The sequence below is a fragment of the Collimonas sp. genome, from assembly GCF_039923675.1.
Lineage (GTDB): Bacteria > Pseudomonadota > Gammaproteobacteria > Burkholderiales > Burkholderiaceae_D > Collimonas.
This window is the reverse complement of sequence record NZ_JBDTCG010000070.1, coordinates 21,750-39,625: the sequence shown is the minus strand read 5'-3', so window position 1 is coordinate 39,625 and position 17,876 is coordinate 21,750. Positions and strand designations below refer to the sequence as shown.

The following is a 17,876-nucleotide window of genomic DNA, read 5'->3' as shown; positions in this document are numbered from 1 at the left end:
TTGGCTGGCCACCGTCTTGGAACGTCTCCCGACGTGCCCCAACAGCCAGATCGATTCGCTGTTGCCATTGCCGGACTTTATCCAACACTAAACACGCTGGATAGGTGGGGCGGTTGGATGCTTACCGACGATCGCACGATCTCTCGCAACGTATAATTTCCGAACGAAAGAAAACGAAACGGGGTCAGGTCTTGCAATGACACATTTCCGCAGCACCTTATTAAGAAATTGAACTTGGGATCTTATCGTTTTGCACGCTACCGAAGTTAATTCTCGACTTTCTTCACCGCTCTACTCACTGTCGAATAATGCACGTCAAAATGTTCGGCGATCTCTCGCAACGTATAATTTCCTGTCGCAAATGCAGTCGCCATTGCCTGTTGCGGCTCATGTTCGTGCTTGCTGTAAAAGGATAGTGGTCGGGCTTTCGGGCGCCGTTGCACGCGGGGGATTTCTGCTATCTCCCGATCTAGTAAATTCTGCATGTGCTGTATGAATTTATCGCCGCCTAGGTACACTTGTCCGCGCAAATTCTCCCAAATACTTGGCAAACCAGCACCAGCCCGAACAAAGTCAATATAGTGAGCGACCGCTCTTTTTCTCTGACGGCCAAAGTGCTCCAGTATCCAATCTGTCTGCAGCCACCTGGGAGCCTCTTCCTTTCCGATCATCGCTGCGTATGAGCTCCAAGGCCACTTGCCGATTTCCTTGACCATTCGCGCTCGCACAGGATTAAGCACCACATACCGTGCCAATTCAAGCAGGTAACTGTCTCTTTCAACCAGGATGGCTTTATAACGCCCCTGAAAAACATGGCCTACACGGCCATGCCTGCGATTGATGCTTTGCGTATAGATGTCGTTGAGTTGACGCATGCCTTGCGACAGATTGCCTTCCACCGTTTCTACTACGATATGGTAGTGATTTGACATCTGGCACCAGGCATGGCAAATCCAGTTGAATCGTTTGCAGACTTGTCCAAATATCTCCAGCCACAGCAAACGATCATGGTCATCGGTATAGATGTCTTCGCGCCTGTCACCACGGGAAGTAACGTGATAGACGCCGCCTGCGAGTTCTAATCTTAATGGTCTGGACATGGTGCGTTCATGCTAAGACATGAAACGCGCTACCGCAAGATCTGGCCTTGCTTCTATCAATTTCCTTATTAAAAATCCACGGTGTGTTGCAGAAGCCCGCATAGACTCTGCGTCTTACAGTCGCATCCCAAGACAGGGAATGTGTCATTGTCGAAGCACAATTTCAAAGAAAACGAGAAGAGATTCGTGCGATCTAGAGAGCCGGCTTTCTAGCTTTGATCTAAGCCCGGAAAGAAAATGTGTCATTGCAAGACCTGACCCCGGCCTGTATAAAAAATCCCAGCACTTGGCTGGGATTTTTAGATTAACCTGAACCGGTATTTCAAGACGGCTTTGGCCTCGTTTCTTCAAGCAATGATCGAAGTGCTACGCGAGTCTCCGAATTCATCGTACCTGCCCCCAGGAAATAGTAGGCTGCAAAATGCACTTCAGTGGGAAACTGCTCGCGCTTTTCACTTAAATAATTTAAAAATATTTCTGCATTCATACGATGAGCAAATACTTCTGAAACCATAGTTTTTATTGCATTCGTCTGACCTGGCGCAAGAACAAGATGCAGAATATTTAATTGCTGTGGGACAGGTAGCTGTGCCCTCACAGCAATAACCGCCGCCGCTCGCACGTTTTTTTCCATAATCTGAACAACGATTTCCAGTTTTTCTTCCGGGGATAATTCCCTACAAACTCTGGAAAGTTCATTTTCTACAGTCGGCAATCGACGCTCAATAAGCTTGATCGCTAACGCCTTGGCAATAATAAGAGGCTCATCCATTTTTCTACTCGGATATTGGTTTAAATAAATTATTCGGCAAATTTACAATTGGTGAATTTGTAGCTGGCGGCTGATAGTGACCAGAGTTGTTATCCCACCACTTCAGACCGCCCTTCTGCGAAAATTGAATGCTTCCCGCATAGTCAACATCCGCACCTTTCGATAACGATAAGTGACCAGAAAATTCGTCATTCCTCAGTGGTGAAATTCTTATTTCGTTACCATTTTGAATAAAATCATACGCTCCCTTTGGTGTACGAAGTTCCCCACTTGGTAGTTGATATTTGAAATCCCCTGATTCGGTCTGAATCAACTTATATCGAGAACCGGGCATAGCCGGATGGCCAGGGAAAAGGTTTGATAATTTTCCTGCTCCGTTGGTTGCAACGGTTTCATTAATCGCCGCTGCACTATTTGCCCCTTCCTTCGCGAAATATGTCGTCAGTTTTGCGAAGCCCTTTTCTGCCAGCCTCACCAAACCAACACCACCTTCACCAAGTGTTAGCGCATTAACAGCCAGTTCCGGGGTTGGCATCGGTAGTGCAGTGGATGCTCCTCGAATATAACCATAATCGCCCGGTGCTTTTTCATGAAACAGACTTTGCATCATGGCAGGATTAAGCACGCCACGATCTATATTAATATCGTTTGGCTGCGTAGTCGTCTGCGCTATCAGAGATCCGTCATCCCCATTGATTTCCCAGAATCTTGATGCCAGGTCTTTGGAAGCAGTATACGCGACTGGATTACCCTGCCAGTCTACCGTTGTTCCCTTGCTTGCATAATTACGCAGATCAATAGGTGTGGATCCTACAGTTGCATTGGCTTGGCTTAGGCCACCCACTCCCTGAAGCTCATAACCATCCTTGTCACGTGGCGTCACCACGAATCGAGCCGCACCAGGATATCCGGCGGCACGCTGATCGCCTGGCGTATAGCCGCCATTGCCGGCACTGCCGCCAGCCTGGCCTGCCGCAAATGCAGGATCAACCACGAAGTTGCCCGAGTCGATGCCATTCAAACCATAGATTTTCGGCTGCGTGCTGGCTTGTGCGATGGTGTCCACCACCGAGTTCCCTATCGTGCTGGCAACTACATCCTGCAAAATCCCCGACATTCGATTTTGCAGACTCCCCCCCCGCACCAGCCCACTAGCCGTTCCCGCAGCCAATCCGCCGACGATTTTTCCAAACGTTGGATTTTTACCAATCTCAGTCTGACCTACGCTCCGGCCAACACCTCCGGCAATCGCACTGGCGGCAACGCCGCGCCAGTCAAAATGGCTTTGCAAACCAACAGCGACCTCAACACCCTGGGTAACAATACTGCCAGCCGCACCTTGCACAAAACCCTGTACAAAGGCATTGCTGCTCACCATTGGCAATCCTTGTGCGACACCCGCAGTGACAGCACCGCTAATGGCTCCCATTGCCACGCCTTTCCAGTCAAAACCATTTTGCTGGCCGCCCGCAATTAATACGGCTTGTCCTGCAGCCGCCCCAGCGGCGCCAGCTGCAGCACCGACTCCAACAGTTCCCCAGAAACCCGTCACGGCCGGGGTTGCGGTTCCCAATGACGCGTAAATAATGATCGCCGACACAACGATCGCCACCACCATCGACAGGAATTGCACAAAACCACCACACCCGCCACCCGCCGAAGGCGGTGGCGGCGGCAACGGCTCCGCCGGCAAGGTCGGCAACGTATCTCCAATCGCCTGCCCCGGGTTATACACCCGGAAAGTCGACGAGGTATTGTGGAAGTTGCTGACCTTATTCGGAATCGACAGCACCTGCCCTGCGATCAGCTTGTCGCCATTGGTCAGCCCATTGGCCTCGGCGATCATGTACCAGAGGGTTGAATCGCCCCAAATCGCGCGGGCGATGGAGCTCAGCGTATCGCCTTCCTTGGCGGTGTAGCTGCTGGCGGCGTTGCCTGGATAGCTGGAATTGATCGGCTGGTAGTTTTGATCGAAATCAGCCGAGGCGACCGGTTTGCCATAACGGAAGCGCCCCAGGTTCGGCGCGCTGCGCTGCGCCAGGTCCTCGGCATACGACACATTGGACACGCCGTTGTTGCTGACGTCGCCGATCAATTGACCATTCAGGTAGTAATAGCGCTGCGCGATGCGCAAACCGCCGCCATACGCGACATCGTCACGGCGCATTACCTGGCCATACTGGTCGCTGGTGTATTTCAGCGTATGGGAGGCGGCAACGTTGGCGACCAGATTGCCTTTACTGTCGGTATCGTGGGCGCTGACTTGCTGCAAGTGACCATTGACGTCGTACTGGAAATCGGACAAGCCCATGCCCCAGCGCCAGGCGTTAGGATTGTCCGGATCGCTGCCGCGCACCTGGATCTTGCTTTGCTTGGCTTCATCCCACCAGACATAGCTGGTCACGGTATCGACGCCGGTACCCGCCGTCTTGCTCGGGTCATATTGATAGGTATGGGTAACCACGCCTTGATCGGCGCCGGTATAGTGGCCGGCGCCGTCGTTCAGGCGATAGTCGTAGTTGGTGATCGAGGTGCTGGCGGTGCCGCCCACCGGCGAATTCACGACCGTATCCTTGGTGACCCGGTTATCAAGATCGAATACGCTGTTTTTGCTGAAGGTCACCGTGCTGCCGTTGGTGGCGTACTCGTAATAATTTTCAACGCGGCCCAGGATATCGTTGGCGCGCCGTGAACGCAGCACGCCATTGATCGACACATCTTCCAGATAGCCGTCACTGGTATAGGTGTAGCCCTCGCTATGGCCGTCCGCGTATACGGTACTACGGCGCTGGCCGGCAACGTCATAGCCGATCTGGACGCCGTTCGCACCAAGGCCGATGACGCCATTGCTGAGCTGCCCCATGGTGAGCACGAAGCGATTCTGGGTATCATATTTGTACCAGAAGTCCTGGGTCGCCGCAGCACCATCGATGCCGTTATTGTAATTGCTCAGTACACGCCGGCGATTGCTGTTGGCGTCGTACTGATACTGGATGTGCGCCTGTGGATCCGTGTAGTCGACAACGCGATTCAATGCATCGTATTTGATGTCGGCCAGCTGATAAATGATCCGGTTAGCCGCCGGCCCGGTTGTCGTATACGACTCGCGGGTACGGTTACCCTCTTCGTCATACTCAAAATACGACAGCACGTTAAGCACGTTGTCCGTGGTGCTTTTTACATAGCCGTTAGCGTAGTAGCTAAAGTCGATGCTCTGGCCTGCATTGGAAGTCTGGCTCTTGAGATGGGCCGCATAATCGTAGTTATAGGTCACCACATGCCCACCAAAATCCGTGTGGCTGGTAGTGTGCTGGAAGTAATCGGTCTTGTCGCTGGACGAGCGCGAACCCGTGTAACTGGTCACCTTGAGCCAGCCGCCTACCGGCAAGCCGCCGGTACCCAGAATGGCTTGGTCGTAGCTGTAGGTATAGGTGATCTCCTGGCCGCCATAGCTGCGCGTACGAATCACCCGGCCATCGGCGTCGTAGTCGGTGGTTTCACGCTGTTGCGCTGCGTTGGTGTGGCTGATGCGGTTGCCTAGCGTGTCATAGGTATATTTATCTGTCGCTGACACCGCTGCCGCGCCAGGATTGCTGGGACTACCACCCTGGCGTGCCGGATGATCAACCTGGATTAATCGTCCTGCCAGGTCGTAGGTATTTGCGGTAACACGCTGCAACTCGTCGGTCGTCGTGCGCAAATCGCCGAAAATGTCGTAAGCGTTGCTCTTGGCGCTGCCATCGGCATGGAATTCGGTGAGCGTGCGCGCGTTGTTGCCACCGGCATTGCCGAATCCGGCAAGCTGGGTCTGCGCATTGAGATTGCCGTTGGCGTCACGCACGCCGACCAGGCGGCTGGCGGCATCATAATAATATTGAGTGGTCGGCGTCGCCTGGATGGTGCTACCGTTTTCCAGGGTCACGTCGGTGAGCGGCGCTTGCTTGCTGACCAGCTGACCCATGGTGTCGTAGGCCAGCGTCACGCGATTGCGGCGACCATCGATTTCCGCCGTCACGTCGCCAAATGCATTGTGTTCCTGGACACGGTGAATCGCCGCTTGTGTGTTAGGTATGTCCGGCGCGGTATTGTTCAAGCCAGTGATGGTCCATTGCAATTGGCGCGTCGTGCTGGAGCGATCCGAATTGATGTTCAGTACACCCTGGGCACGCGGATTACCGCCGGGAGGCGCCACGGGCTGGCCATTGGCATCGTACAGATCATAAGCATATTCCAGGGATAAGGTACCAGCGCCCGGTCGCAGTGCATCAATATTCCATCTGAACTGGCCCGTCACATCCCTGGTTAATGTCACTGGCGTGTAGGCTCCTGTGGAGCCAGCATTGCGATACTGCAAAACCAATTTGCTGGCATTCGGCGTCGGTGGATTAAATGCAATGGTGGTGGGCAACGTGTCGTTCTGGTGCGACAGCATCGCCGGGTCATTTCCCAAACGCAAAGTACCGTGCGCAGCGTTAATAATCGCGCCATTCGCGTCTACTGTCTGATAGTGGTAATCAACCAGGTAATTATTCAGCCGGTCCGCCACCAGCGTACTGGCATCCCAATTGAACTGCTGATGCGCCGCATCCCAGGAATTAAGCTCGATCGTTGTCGGCGAGCCGCCCTGCAAGGTATACGTCACGTACATCTTGGCCGAATTAGCAGGCTGGTTGTTGAAAGCGACATTCTCTGGAAGGTCGGTCCAGGAAGTCAAAGGCGACACCGCGCCCGCTGGTGTAAACGTACCGGAAGAGCGGTTGATCATGCTGCCACCAGCATTGGCGCCGGTGAAGGTTTCGATAAAATACTCGTAATTTCCGGTCCAGCCGGCGGTGTGCATGGCAAACCAACCCGGCGTAGCCGGCGATCCGGGGCCAATGCCTGCCGGTCCCAGTATTTGCACCGACCATGCCTCACCCGCGCCGACATGGCGATAGTGAATCCGCAAGGACTGTGCTGCCGTACTTTGTCCCATGATGTGAAGCGCACCATCAGGGCTGTACCAGACATCCTGCAAATTGACGGCTTGACCAGCACCTCCAATCGGTTGCGCGGTCTGCGTGATGTATGGATTACCACCGGACAACATCATGTTGCCCTTTTCAACATTCAGAACGTTGCCCGCCGCATCCAGGGCGACGTACTGGATCTCAAATGGTCCGCTTTCGCCGGTACCGCTCCAGTCTTGAGAAAACCAGCCCGGCATTGCACCGCCTGCATCATTCGTCAGGCGTGCTGCCGCACTCCAGATCCATGCGCCGGTTGAACCTACCGGGCGAATCATAACAATCAGACGATCGGTCGCAGCCGACTGGTTCTGAAACTGTATCAACGGCTTGGTGGTAGCGGAGGCGCCGACATTGATATTAACCGGTTCCCCGATTGGGGCAGACTCGTACTGCGGTATCGTCACGGTGGTTTCGGCAATCACACGACGTCCACCGCCTGGCACATCCTGATACACCGCAACAGGGTATGTCCCGACTGGCCAAGACCGGTTGGTTGGCGGGATGTCAATGCGCGTTGCGTTCCATGCGGCCTGTGCATAGTCAGAGCCGTTAAAGTAAAAGTGCAAATCGCCGCCGCCGTAACGTAAACCTAGCGGCACCCAGACCGAAGCCGATCGATTATCCTGGATCGATGTTTGCCGGCCGGGCATAGTCAAGTAAGTGGTACGGTTTGAGCTGAAGCTGAACCCCACCGTCTCAGGCTTGTTGATCGCAACGGATCCCTGATATGCCGGCGCAGTTGTCCCCAAGCTGGTAGACGCCTTGGTCGGCCCCACCGTCACGCCGCCTGCGGTGAAATTGCTGCCAGCCTGTTGCGTCAGGAATTGCTGGATCGTGCCCATGTTATGGGCGCTCTGCATGGTCGGCTGATAGGTATCGGTCAGCTGATTGCGGCGGTCGTACACGCTTACTGTCATGTGGATGCCACCGGCAGCTATCGCCGCCTGCACCACGGGATCCGGAGATGTGCCCTGCGCTTGGCTGATCGCCAGAATCTGCGCCAGCGTCATGCCGCGCATGTCAGCGCCGGCGGATTGCAACAACACAGTGGCGTTGCCGTTGGCATCGTACAGATAAGCCTTGGTGGCGCCGTCGCCTGCATTGGTCTTCCAGAGACGGCCTTGGCTGTCGTACTCGGCAAATTCCGCCGTGCTGCCATTGACGCCCTTGCCGACGATTTCACCGTAGGCGTTGTAGCGAACCTCGTGCGATTCGCTCCAGTTCCAGTTTTTACTGGCATCGCCGTTAACAGCCGAGGCCACCTGACGGGATATTTCCCGATTCGCCGCATCATAGCGAATTGCGGTGGCGTCTGCACGTGGACTGCCGTCAGAATTTTTACCGAAGACATCGACTTCGGTAATATTACCTACCGCATCGGTCGTGTATTGATACCTGCCTTCGACATTTTGCGTCGACTTACCGGTCATATGGCCGGAAACGTTATAGGTGAACGAGGTTACCCGATCATCCGAGCCATTCTTGCCGCGTACGATGGATTGAACGATATCGCCCAATCCGTCATAGACCGTATCAGTGGTCGGCCGCACCGATGCGCCCTGGAAGTCAATAAAGGCAGCGCTTTGTGAACGTGTTTGACGGCCCATGGCGTCAAACGTCCAGTCGCTGACATCGCCGTTGGCTTCCGTCTTTTCGATCACATTATTCAGGCCGTCGTAGCTATAACGCGTTGTCGCAACGCCAGTGACAGTGTTTACCGTACCGTCGCCTTTGACAGTGGATGTCGCCAAATTCAGATGATTCTGCGCCAGCAACCGGTTCAAATGGTCGTAGCTTGAGGTCGTGACGCGGTCATTGCTGTTACTGCCAGCATCTTGCATCAGTTGGTTGACGTCACTGACGGTAGTCGCCAGCTTGGACAGCTTGTTGGCGTAACGGTACTCCATCGTCACACTGTCGTTCTGGTCACGAACCCAGATTGTCAGGTAGTTTTCTGCATCGACTTGCGCAATTTTTTTACCGACTGCGTTGTAGTAAGAGAAAGTCTGGTTACCCAGCCCGTCGGTCTGCGAAATCACATTATCCAGCGCATCGTATTGCTGGAACGTTTTTATCTGGCCGGTGTATATATTGACATCAGTGCCGCCAACCGGACGTTGGGCAAATGTAGCGCCGCCTATCAGCGTTTGTATCTGGCGATTGTTCCTGTCGTATTCGTAGTCGGTTTGTCGATAGCTGGCGCCGTTGACGGCGGTTGGTCTCGCGCTGCCGACCGGCAATGAAACCGCGTCGCTATAAATGCGCGCGCTGCGCATATTGCTGGCGGCGTCGTAAGTCCACTCCGACAAGGTGCCAACAGCACTCAATTCGGCCACCTTGCGATTGGCGGCGTCATAAAACCAGCGGGTCTGATGGCCGCTAGCGTCGGTGTATGAGGTCTTGTTGCCGACCGCATCGTAAGTCCAGTGCTGGGTCGGAACGATGTTGTAATAGCCTTTGGCATCGCGCACCTGGACAAAATCGCCGCTCTGGCTAATCATCCGGTCATTCTGATCGTAGACGTAATTCGTGGTGCGCTGTTCTGGCAGACCAGCTGCCTCGATCATCTGCGTGCGGTTGCCGCGTGCGTCATAGATATAACGTTTCACGACCGGCACCAGCGTGCCGGCGCTATTGCGCGACATGATCGGCAAAGTTTCGCTCAACAACAAGCTGCGGCTGTCGTAAGTACTGGTAGTAACACCGCCAACCTTGTTCTGATAACTGATGCGATTACCGGCGCCGTCGTAACCGTACAACTCGAAATTACCTTCCGCATCGGTGCTCTTCACCAAGTGGTCGTTCTGGTCGTATTCCAGCTTGGTGAGGGCATCGGCGGCGCTGGCGACCAACGCTGGCGGCGTCGTTGTCGATAACGCAGTACCGACTGCAGTGGCGTAGCGTATGACTTGGCTGGGCTTGCCCGATGCGGTATAGATGGTTTGCGTTGCATAGCCCAGCGGATCGATTTGCAACACGACCCGGTTGTCCTGGTCGTAATAGAAATAACCGACATTCCCGAGAGGGTCCGTGACCTTGACGGCATTGCCGAAGGCGTCGTACTGCGTCTTGGTCACTGCAAATTGTGGCGCTGTGCCGTCAAGTACACCATCATTCAATGGCACGGTCGTGGAGATTTTTCTGCCGAGTGCGTCAAACTCTTGCGTAGTGATGAAACCGCGTTCGTTGGTGATGCTGATGGCGTTGCCCATGGCGTCGTAGCCATAGTTCACGATGCCGGCAGCGGGCGTGCCGGCAGCCTTGGTTTGCTGCTTCAGGCGACCGGCAGCGTCATAGACGTTGCTAGTGACGTGGTCGTCGACGCTGAGCAGGACAGTCGGTTTCCAGTCGGATGGGCCTGTCGCGGTCGTAGCTACTTCTTCGAACTGGGCCCGCGTAGCGAACAGCCAGGAATCGGACTGGCCTGCATCAGTATTGTCTTTGCGCAAAATCAGGCGAGCGCGAACCGCTCCAGGGGGGGCCGTTCCAATCGCAAAAACACGTTTATATCCATTTAGCGAACTACCACCACTTTGCTCTTGAGCAGTATCTTGCGATTCTGCTGTGCCGCCTGCCGCCCACATCGGCTTGCCGTCAGCTCCCCACCACTCAAGCCATACGCGACTGGTGGCTCGATGTGCGCCAACATAGGCTGAGAAGCTGTAATTTTTACCGGCCGCGACATCAACAAACTGGGAAATTTCTTGGTAGCTATTAACCGGATCGCGGCCAGCCTGGTGCATGAAGAACGTCTTCTCGCCGAAGCTGCTCTTATTGACTGACCAATCGGCATTGAGGTTACCCCCCTTGGAATCGGCATCTACCCGCCATCCGCCATAAGTCCATCCTAAAGGGACGCCATCGCTGCCGATGTTGGCAAATCCAGGGTTAATCACTTGGTTAATACCAATACCTGTCCCTGGGACGCCGCTCGTTCCGCCTGGCAGAGCTACCGACTCCGCCTTGCCACTGACATACCAGGTACCTGTATCCAGAAAATCCGCCGCTGTAGTACCGAATTTGGCTGTATCCGGCTTATCCTGCAGGACCAGACCGCGCTGGACGCTGCTCACCGAGATATTGTCGTACATCACGGCACTGCCGGCAGGATGATAAGCGCCGTCCCGGTCGCCATAGACACAGGCCCACAACACATCGTCGTGTTTTAACGTCAGCGTTACCGTGATGGTTTGCCAGCCGTCATTGCCATAGACTGGGGATGAGACGACACAATTATCATAAGGATCCGCACCACCGGCATCGCCAAGGAAGATGCTGGCGGCAGACTGTTGACCTGCTTTAAAGCGCACTGACATCGTGACAGTGTCGCCACCCTTGAAACTCCCCAAGGCCCGCGAAGCCGAACTGTTGGTGCCGGCGACATACGACACCTTGAGACTGCTGTTCTGGTTACTCGTCAGTTGCGCCTGAATCTGCGCCGCAGTCAGAACATTGGCGGTATTGTTGACGCTGTCTATCCAACCGGCGTTGCCAACGCTCCATCCAACGCCACCGCCGCCCATATCTGCGTTGGGATTCAAAACCGCTCCGGTCGCCGCATCAATCAATTGAATATAATCGACCTCTACCGCCCGACTGCCATCGGTAGTCGTGTTGGCGTAATAGTTATAGAGAATGAGCGGTGCGGCGGTTTTACTGCCGGCAAAGAATTTATTGGCATCGTAGACGCCTGCTGAAGCGGCATATTCCCCGCTGATTGTCCCTTCAAATACTTGCCAACCCATATCGGCGGTGAGCTTGATGTTGCCTGCACCAGAATAAGAATAATTCCCTCCGCTGGTATTCACCAGAGGATTGCCGTTGCCGTCTTTGGTCGCCACACCCAAATAAAAACTACCTTCGCCGCTTACCTGGCGCACGCGGGCACGTACGATGTATTTTTTGCCGGTATCGATCGGCGCATAGCTTGTACCGAACAGCGCGCCGCCGTTGCCTTGCGGCGGGCTGGACAGCGTGACGGTCTTCCCATCCGTGCCGTCGGCACCAGGCACCGCAATGGTCTTCGCGTACTTGATGGTTTGCACTACCTGACCATTTGCATCATATATTTGCTGAGTGACCGCACCTATAGCGTCAACGCTATAGGTCTGCCGATTGGCCGCGTCATACACATTGCGCGTCACATGATCATCAGCACCGCTGAGAATTGTCGGCGTCCAGGCAGTCGGACCGCTCGCACCTGCTGTAATCTCCTCAAACTGGGCGCGAGTAGCAAATAACCAGGAATCGGCCTGGCCTGCATCTGTATTGTCCTTGCGCAAAATCAGCCTAGCACGCACCGCTCCCGGAGGTGCAATTCCCGTAGCATATACGCGCTTATATCCTTCCAGCACACTGCCGCCGCTTTGTTCTAGTGCAGTATCCTGGGAAGCTGCGTTGACGGGAGCGACGCTAAGCGGCTGGCCGTCGGCGCCATACCATTGAATGATGACTTCGCTGGTGGCGCGATGTGCGCCGACATAGGCTGAAAAACTATAATTCTTGCCCGCGCCGACATTAACGAACTGGTAAATTTCCTGATAGCTGTTGACCGGATCACGGCCAGGCTGATGCATGAAGAAGGTCTTCTCACCGAAGCTGGTCTTGTTGACTGCCCAGTCGAGATTTAAGTTCGCGCCTTTGGAATCCGCGCTCACACGCCAATCGCCGTACGACCATCCCAGTGGTACGCCATCGCTACCAAGGCTATTGAAGCCCGGATTGATCAATTGATTGGCGCCGCTTGGCGTCACTGCTGCCAGATTGATATTGGCCGTCAGCGGCCCTGTCAACGGCGTCACATAGTCGGTGCGGCGCACCACGTTATTGTTATTATCATAGACAATCTGGCTCACCGCGCCGGCGGCATTGACCGTATAGGTTGTGCGATTGGCGCTATCGTACACATTGACAACGTGCCCGTCATGGGCAGCATCCGCAATGGTCTGGAGTTGTTGTGCAATACTCGCCAGGGTCGCGGACTGGCCTGTCGAGATCGTCTTGGCGTAAGTAATCCGCTCGATGCTGTTGCCGTTGCCATCGTAGTGCTGCTCAACAACGCCACCGCGTCCATCCACAATGTAGATCGCGCGCCCCAAGGCGTCATAGAAGATCTGCGTCGCCTGGTCATTCACGGCATCAGCGATCGGCGCCGGTATCGTTGCAACATTCGCTTTGAGCGCTGCAATGTCATTTACGCCGAGGCGATTAGCGTAAGAAAGCCGTTTCGTCACGTTGCCGTTGGCGTCATAGCTGTTTTGCGTAACTGCTCCGGCGCCGTCAATACTCCACGTCAGGCGACCGTCCTTGTCATACCGCTGCAACTGACTGACATCATGTTGGGCATCCGCTTGCAATTGTGCTTGCACCTGTGCCGCAGTCAATGGATCGGCAGAATTGGCGATGCCAGCAGTTGACACCACGATCGGTTTAGCATATTTGGTCGTTTGCGTCACACGCCCATTGGCGTCATACGCCGCCTGCGTCACATTGCCCAGCGCATCAACTGTATAAATCACCCGGTCATTGCCGTCATACACATAGCGCGTGACATTGCCCTTCGGATCCGTCACCGCAACCGCATTGCCCTTCTTGTCGTAGCTGGTGTAGGTGCTCAGGTTCAACCCTGCCGGATCCACATGCTGCTCGATGCGCCGTCCCTGGTTGTCATACACATACCGGGTCACACTGCCGCCCGGACTCGTCACGCTCAAGACATTGCCCGTGCCGTCATAAGCATATTGCGTCGTCAGCCTAAGCCCGGACGGGTCCAGCGTCTGGCTGATGGCCTGTCCTCTCAGGTTGAAACTGACCTGCGTGGCGACCCCGTTGGCATCCGTCGTCACCACATTCTGGCCCCGAGCGTCGTACTGGTAGAGCATGGTCAGGTTCAAACCGCTCGGGTCCACCTGGCGCGTGAGCAACCGGTTGGCCACGTCATAGCTGTAGCTGGTCAGGTTGCCATTCGCATCCTTGATCTGTATCACCCGGTTGGCGCGATCATAACTGCTGGCGGTTACGCTGAGCGGCGTCGCCGTCGACAGCAGATTGCCGTTCTTGTCGTAGCTGTACTGGGTCACGTTACCCAGGCCATCCGTGATGCTTTGCGTCTGGCCGTTGCGGGTATGCACCGTCGTCACCGCCACACCTTCAGGCGTCGTCAGGGTGATGCTGCGCGTGGCCGTGTTGTAGCCATAGCGCGTCACATTACCCAGGCCATCGCTCTGCGTCAGGATGCGGTCGAAGGCGTCATAGGTCGTTGTCCGTTGCGCATTCATGGGATCGATGCTTTGCACCACCCGGCCCACCCGGTCATAGCTCTGGCTGCGCACATTACCATTGGCGTCCACCGTGCGGATCACCCGGCCGAAGGCGTCGTATTGGATCGTGCTGCCGGCGTTGGTGCCCTGCGTATCGACGACGTTACCCGTGTTCAGGCCGCGCCGGTCAAAGCTGCTGGTCTGCGTCAAGGCATGCGTGCCGTCGATCACCCGGGTGCTGGAAACCAGGTCGCCGAAGGCGTCATACATGCGCGTGGTGATATTGCCCATGGCGTCCGTACTCGTTGCCAGCGTGCCGTTGGCGTTGTACGTAAAGCGGCTGACACTGTCCAGATTGCTGTTGCGCACCGCGTTCAGGGCGCTATTGAGCGCCGCCGTCACCAGCCCGCCGTTCAGCCCGGCGGTACTGATCCGGGTGCCATACTGCACCGTGGCCGTCAACTGCCCCAGGCCGTTGTATTGACTCTCCGTGACTTCGCCCAACGCATTGACGGTCTGCGTCAAATGACCGTCGGCGTCGTAGTAGAACACCATCTTGTTGCCGTTCTGGTCGACCGTGCCGGTGCGCCGCCCGGCCGCATCGTAGCTGTGCGTGAGACCGTACCTGCTCCAGATATCGTCGATCTGCGCCTGCGTCTGGCCGCCCGTCAGCAGGGCACTGCCTTCACCGGTCAATTCACCGGTCAGGCGTCCTTGTATGTCATAACGGGCGGCGATGGCGCGTACATCGGCCGTCCCCATGGCTGTCGTCGTCTGGCTCAGCCGTCCGGCGCTGTCATAGCTGTATTGCGTCACCGTCCCTTCGGCATTGGTCTGGCTGCTGATGCGGTTGAGCGCATCGTACTCGGCCGTCGTCACGCGGTCGTCGGCGCTGGAGGCCGGGCGCACGCTGGCCACCGTCGCCTTGAGCGACACCGCGCTCCCCAATCTGGTCGCATAACGGATGGTCTGCCGGAGATTGCCGCTGCCGTCATAGACCTTCTCGGTCAGATACAGCTCGGCATCGACTTCGCCAACCACTTGCCCCTTGCTGTCTAACAGCAGCCGTGTCGTACTGGCAACGCCTCCCGCCTGCATCTGCGCCAGCGTGCCGCTGGCGCGCACACTGGCGTCCACCGGCAGCGCAGCCACCGACCGGCCGTCAAGGCGGCCGGCATTGTCATAATGCAGGCGGGTTACGTACCCTTCCGCATCCAGCGTGGCGCACACCAGGCCGTCGTTGTCGTAAAAACTGCGGCTGCTGCGATCCGCATCGGCGGCCACCGGCGCAATGCTGGCAGCACTCGGGCTGCTGCCCAAATTTGTAGTATCGATCTGCGTGGCGTAACTGGTCGTACCAATCAGCCGCGATGCGCCGTCGTAGCGGTACTCCGTCACCGTACCAGGCTGGCCGTCGACCGTCTTCGACAAGCGGTTGGCGCTGTCATAGGCGCGCCAGCTCCTGTGGTCCGTCGGGCTGGCGGCGGGACGGATACTGGCCAGCGTCGCCGCCGTCAGATTGCCGTTGGCATCGGCCAGTTGCGTCACATCCACCGTGTTGCCATAGGCGATGGTTTGCGTCAGCTGGTTGTCCTTGTTGTAGACGTATTCCGTCACGCTACCGTTGCCGTCGACATCGGCGGCCTTGCGCCCGGCGGCGTCGTACAGGATGAAGCTGCGTACGCCCATCGGATCCTGCGTCATGCGCAGCCGGTTGTCGGCATCATAGGTATATTGGGTCGTCCCCAGGCCCTGCGCCGCGGCACTGCTTTGCTGTACACTGATCAACCGTCCCGCCTGGTCGTAGGCGCTAACGGTGCTAAGGCCATTGGCCAGCGTCACCTTGGTCTTGTGGTTGACGTCGTCGTAGCTGGTGATGGTTAACTGGTTGCCTGCATCCTTGCTGGTTAGCACCCGGCCAAGGCCATCGTAGGTAAACTGGGTAATACCGCCACGGCCGCCAACGGTATTAAGCAGTTGCCCAGCCTGGTCGTACAGGTATTGCGTGACAGTTTGCCTGCCGTCGGCGACGCCATTGCCGCTCGCATCCAGTACGCTCCAGCTGGTCGATGTCTGCAACTGCCCGCGCGCGTCGTACACCATATCGCTGCGCATCATCTGCGCTTGGTCCTGGCCGGCCGCCCAAGTCGCCAACGTGGCTTCGGCCGGCACCTCGGTCAGCGCCAGGCTCGAACCGTCGTAGATACCGCCAAGGTACTGCAAGCTGTTGATGCGCTCACCGTAACTGTTGTAACGGTATTCCGTCACACGCCCTTCCGCACTCAGCACAAAGCGTAGCTGGTTGTGGTTACCGTTGTCGTAGACATAGCGCGTCGTCAGCGGCGTACCGGGCTGGCCGGCGCCTGCGCCATCCGGATCCGGCGTCAGGCAGGTGGTTTCCGTCAGCAACTGGTTGTTGGCGTTATAGGTCCGCGTCACCGTATTGCCGGCCGCATCCCGTTGCAGGGTCTGATTGCCGTTGCCGTCGTATTCCATGTCGATGGCATGTCCTTCGCCATCGACCACCTGCACCACATCGCCCTTGCCGTTATAGCTGAAACCGGTGGTGGCGGCCACACCGGACACCGCCGGCGCCGTGATGCTGGTCAACTGACCCCGGCTGTCGTAGGCATAACGCGTCTTCAGCCCCAGCGGATCGATGACCGTGGTGCTGCCCGTATCGTAGGTATAGCTGGTGGTCTGGCCCAGACCATCCCGCACGGTGGCGATACGGTAATCAGCACCGACCTGCACGTAAGTGAAACTCTGGCTGCTGCCGTCGCCCTGCGTCACGCCGGCGATCCGCTTGCTGTCGCCGTCGTAAGTGTAGGTCGTCTTGTAGACTAGGTTGTCGGCTACAGAATTATCAGCCGGCGACAGATCCACCGTCACCACCGACAGCCGGTTACCGGCATCGTAGCTGTAGTGCACCCGCGTCAGGGTGTGGCCATCGGCAGTGACGGTCCGGATCTGGCTCAGGTTTACGCCGTTGTAATCGTAATAGGTCGCTTCACCGGCGGCGTCCACTACACTGGAAAGCAGGCCGTTGGCGCCATAGTTGTAACTGACCGCATTGCCGTTGCTGTCCGTCGTCGACAGCAGACGGCCAGAACCTGCGCCATCATAGACTTCCTTGCGGCCGCTGCTGCCACTGGTCCAGACCAGCTGATTGTGGCCACTATCGACACTGATCGTGTCGTAGGCACCGCTGCCGTCGGTACTGACATACAGCTGCCGCATGGCATCGTACATGTAGGTCGACTCGGAACCGTCGCGCCCGGTGTGCACTAACGTGCTGCCCGCTGCCAGCAAGGTGCCGCTGACCCGCAACTGCTGGTTATAGAAACCGTTGGACCAGTTGTCGCCGTTGTCGTCGCTGAATTTGCCCTGGCTGTTGTAGGTTCGCAGCGCCGCAATGTCAATGCCGTGGTTCACCAGCATATCGTCGCGGTCTTGCAGCACCAGGTTGCCGGTAGCGACGTTCACATACGCCAACTCACCATTGCGCCCCTGCGTCGCCACTCCCAGCGCCCCACGCTGACCCAGCGTGTTCAGGGAAGTCAAACTCACACCAAGGCTGTTGCCGCTGACGATCGCTACCATAGTCCATCCTGTCTTCAGTATGTATTGTGTGCAGCACCCCGGAACTTCAATTCAGCTCCGAAGGCCACTCCTTCCCAATACATCCTTGCTTCACAGAATTTGTTTAGCGGTTTTTAAAATATTTTTTAAGTTA

3 protein-coding genes are annotated in these 17,876 nt (G+C 56.4%); all 3 read right to left on the bottom strand.

Going from position 1 to position 17,876, the window contains the following annotated elements; genetic code table 11:
- Positions 1–266: 266 nt before the first annotated feature.
- The gene (locus ABI171_RS15050) at positions 267–1,100 is read right to left on the bottom strand and encodes a transposase (protein WP_348099332.1); all 834 of its coding nucleotides are present in this window, start codon (positions 1,098–1,100) and stop codon (positions 267–269) included.
- 322 nt (positions 1,101–1,422) lie between these two features.
- Positions 1,423–1,872 carry a hypothetical protein gene (locus ABI171_RS15045; RefSeq protein ID WP_348099331.1) on the bottom strand — a complete coding sequence of 150 codons (450 nt, stop codon included), beginning with the start codon at positions 1,870–1,872 and terminating at the stop codon, positions 1,423–1,425.
- Between the two features lie 4 nt (positions 1,873–1,876).
- Positions 1,877–17,743 (bottom strand): LysM peptidoglycan-binding domain-containing protein, encoded by a 15,867-nt coding sequence (locus ABI171_RS15040; protein WP_348099330.1) that lies wholly within the window; start codon positions 17,741–17,743, stop codon positions 1,877–1,879.
- Between the last annotated feature and the right edge of the window lie 133 nt (positions 17,744–17,876).